General features: G+C 71.1%; 3 protein-coding genes. 1 reads left to right on the top strand and 2 read right to left on the bottom strand.

Annotated features, from left to right (window positions below):
• Positions 1–108: 108 nt before the first annotated feature.
• Both ACWD4B_RS35445 and ACWD4B_RS35450 read right to left on the bottom strand, forming a co-directional pair.
• Positions 109–1,665, bottom strand: coding sequence for an ABC transporter substrate-binding protein (locus tag ACWD4B_RS35445; protein ID WP_451424627.1), 1,557 nt, complete (start codon positions 1,663–1,665; stop codon positions 109–111).
• Between the two features lie 138 nt (positions 1,666–1,803).
• A complete protein-coding gene (locus ACWD4B_RS35450; RefSeq protein WP_336416182.1) occupies positions 1,804–2,046 on the bottom strand; it encodes an SCO4848 family membrane protein in 243 nt (80 codons plus the stop codon).
• Positions 2,047–2,233: 187 nt separating this feature from the next.
• Between ACWD4B_RS35450 and ACWD4B_RS35455 the strand changes: the two genes are divergently transcribed.
• Entirely contained in the window at positions 2,234–3,520 is a 1,287-nt protein-coding gene (locus tag ACWD4B_RS35455) for a D-alanyl-D-alanine carboxypeptidase family protein (RefSeq protein ID WP_451424628.1), read from the top strand.
• The last annotated feature ends 132 nt before the right edge of the window (positions 3,521–3,652 follow it).

Genomic DNA, 3,652 nt, shown 5'->3' on the forward strand with positions numbered 1-3,652 from the left:
ACCCCACTAAACAAACATTCGTCCCCTACAGGCCGCTCTACGGTTGGGGGCCGGCGGTGGCTGGTCGCGCAGTTCCCCGCGCCCCTTCGGGGCGCGGACCCCGAGAACCTAGATCCTCCCCAGCCGCCACAGCCGCCAGATCCCCGTGCCGTCCGACAGGTACTCCGCCCCCGAGATCGACGAAGTCGTCAGCACGTAGTCCTTCTTCTGCCACAACGGCACCATCGGCACGTCCTCCGCCACGATCCTCTGGATCTGCCGGAAGTCCTCCGTCACCCGGTTCCGCTGGTAGATCTGCCGCGCCTGCGCGATCAGCTTCTCCACCCGCGCACTGGAGTAGCCCGAGTGCAGCGCGTTGTCCGCACCGACCAGCGGAGTGGTGAACGTGTCCGGGTCCGGGAAGTCCGCCACCCAGCTGAGGCAGTACGCGTCGTACGCACCCCGCGCGTAGCCCTCCTGGAACTCCTGCCACCCCACCCGCTTCGGCGTCACCCGGAACAGGCCCGTGGCCTCCAACTGCCGTTTGACCGACGCGGTTTCCTGGTCCGTCGCCGCGCCCTGCGAGTACGCCAGGCCGAAGCGGACCGGCAGGGCCACCCCCGCCTCGCGCAGCAACTCCCGCGCCCGCGCCGCGTCCGGCTTCGGGTAGGCGTCGTAGAACGAGGTCGCGTGGCCCGTGATGCCTTGCGGGACGAGGGAGTACAGCGGGTCCACGGTGCGCCGGTGGACGTCGCGGGCGATCGCCTCGCGGTCGATCACGGCCGCGATCGCCTGCCGGATCGCGGTCTCCTTCAGCGGTGCGCCGTCCCGCACGTTGAAGACGAGCGAGCGGATGCTCGGGGCCGTGGTCTCCACGACGCGGACGCCCGAGTCCGTCGGTGAGATGCCGGCGATCTCCGCCGGCGGCATCTGACGGCCGACGACCTCGACGGAACGTTCCTTCCAGGCCTCGTCCAGCGCGTCGGGGTCGGCGAAGTACCGGACCACCACCGGGCCTCCGAGGCTCTTGACGGCGCCCGTGTAACGGGTGTTGGGCCGCAGCTCCGCCTTCTCCCCCGCCCGGTACGAGGCGAGGCCGTACGGGCCGGAGCCGTCCACCGTGTCGCCCTTGCGGAGCCGGTCCGCGGGGTAGCGGGTGCTGTCGACGATCGAGCCCGCGCCCGTGGCGATCTTCAGCGGGAACGTGGCGTCGGGCACCCGGAGACGGAAGACGACCTCGGAGCCGTCGGCCCCCACCGACTCCAGCGTGTCCAGCAGCGAACCCGGCCCCTGGTCGGAGTGGATGCGCTTGATGCGGTCGAAGGAGAACTTCACGTCCTTCGCCGTCAGTTCGTCCCCGTTGGCGAACGTCAGGTGCGGGCGCAGCTCGCACGCGTACGTGCGCAGGCCGTCGCCGCGGAAGCCGCAGCTGCGGGCCGCGTCCGGCACGGGGGTGCTGGAGCCGGGGGCGAAGGTCAGCAGGGACTGGTAGACGTTGCCGAACAGCGCCCAGGAGCCCGCGTCGTAGGCGCCGGCCGGGTCGAGCGAGGTGACGCGGTCCGTCGTGCCGACCGCGACCGGGCTGCGATCCTCGCTCCCCGAGGCGAAGCCGCACCCCCCGGCGAGCAACGCCAACAACACCGGCACCACAGTGTTTCTGCGTAACGCAAACCCGACCCCACGCATCGCCGCGCCCCTCCCGCCCAGTGATGCGCATCACCGTAAACACGAGGGCGCACACGCGTCCGGGGAATCGGTCAAGTGATCACCGGGATTCCGCGCGTCCGTTGTGTCGACATCCTGCCGCCATGACGGATATGACGGCTATGACGTACGCCGCAACGCGCGTACCCCACGCAACCCGATGACCCCTACAGCCGTCCCCAGAAGAAACGACGTGATCGCAAGCAGCAGGTGCACCCAGAAGTACGCGGTCGGGTCACCCGCACGGTCAAATGCGAGTCCGCTGGCGTCCTTCCACAGGTTCTTGACGAAAGTGATCCAGATGCACCAGCTCCAGGCCCCGAAGGCGAGCAGGAACCAGGACACGGGGCGAGTGAGCGTCAGAGGGGTTCGGGGAGCGGCATCCCCGGAAGAATTCACCATGGGTCCGAGTATGCGTTTCGCGTCCCGCACTCCTCCTATCGGGTCCTCGCCGGAGGACCGCCGTGAGGCGCCGTACCGGGTGGCGGGAGGGGGCGGTACGTTCACGATCGTGCCGACGACGACATCACTCCCCCCGCGGTCCGCCGCGATGCGCCGCGGGGGCGCGGCCCTGCTGGCCGCCTCCGCCTCGCTGCTGATCCCCCTGGCGACGGCCGCGCCCGCCCTCGCCGCCCCCGGGCTGGCGTCGCCGAGCGCGAGCGCCTCCCCCGGCGCGTCCCACGGCGCGACGGCGCCCGACGGCAAGGCCAAGCCGCCGGGCAAGCCGGCCAAGGAGCCGCCCGCCCAGATGTCCACGGTGGGCGGCGAACTGCTGGGCAAGCCCGGCACCCAGGTCCAGCTCGGGCCGGGGGCGCCCCAGTTGCCCAAGGAGATCAGCGGCGACTCCTGGCTCGTCGCGGACGCCGAGTCCGGAGACATCCTCGCCGCGCACAACGCGCACTGGAAGCTGCCGCCGGCCTCCACGCTCAAGATGCTGTTCGCGGACACCGTGCTGCCGAAGTTCCCCAAGACCCAGAAGCACAAGGTGCTCCCCTCCGACCTGGCGGGCATGGGCGAGGGCAGCAGCCAGGTCGGCATCAAGGAGGACTCGACGTACACCGTCCACGACCTGTGGCTCGGCGTCTTCCTCCGCTCCGGCAACGACGCCGTGCACGCGCTCTCCGCGATGAACGGCGGCACCGCGAAGACCGTCCAGGACATGCAGGCGCACGCCGAGGAGCTCCAGGCGCTCGACACCCACGTCGTCACGCCCGACGGCTACGACGCCGACGGCCAGGTCTCCAGCGCCTACGACCTCACCCTCTTCGCCCGCTCCGGGCTGCAGAAGGCCGACTTCCGCGAGTACTGCTCGACCGTCTCCGCGCAGTTCCCCGGCGAGGAGAAGCCGGGCAAGAAGCGGGAGACCTTCGGCATCCAGAACACCAACCGCCTCCTCACCGGCGCCTCCGGCCTGCAGCCCTACAAGGGCATGGCGGGCGTCAAGAACGGGTCGACCACCAACGCCGGCAACACCTTCACCGGTGTCGCCCAGCACGACGGCAAGAAGCTGCTCGTCACGGTCATGAACCCGGACATCAAGGAGGCCAACGAGGTCTACAAGGAGACCCAGCGCCTCCTCGACTGGGGCTTCGAGGCCGCCGGCCACGTCAAGCCGGTCGGCACGCTCGTGGCGCCCAAGGGCGGGGCGGACGCGTCGGGCGGCAAGGACGGCCGGGGCAGCGGCGCGCAGGCGTCCGTCGCCGGCTCGTCCGACGACGGGATGTGGACGGCCCTGGGCCTCACGGGCGGCGCGCTGGCCGTGCTGGGCGTGGCGGGCTTCGTGGTGCACCGCCGGCACCCTTTGCCGGAGCTGGTCCGGCGTCGACCGAAGGGCTGACCGAGCCCCGTCAAGAGCGCCCCGAAGGGGCGCGGGGAACTGCGCGATCAGCCACGACGCTCCCGCAGTCGAGGTCCCCGGGGCTTCGCCCCGGACCCCTGGGGTGGTGCGTCGGCTGCAGGCCGGTGGGGG

This window comes from Streptomyces sp. NPDC002536 (assembly GCF_053594995.1).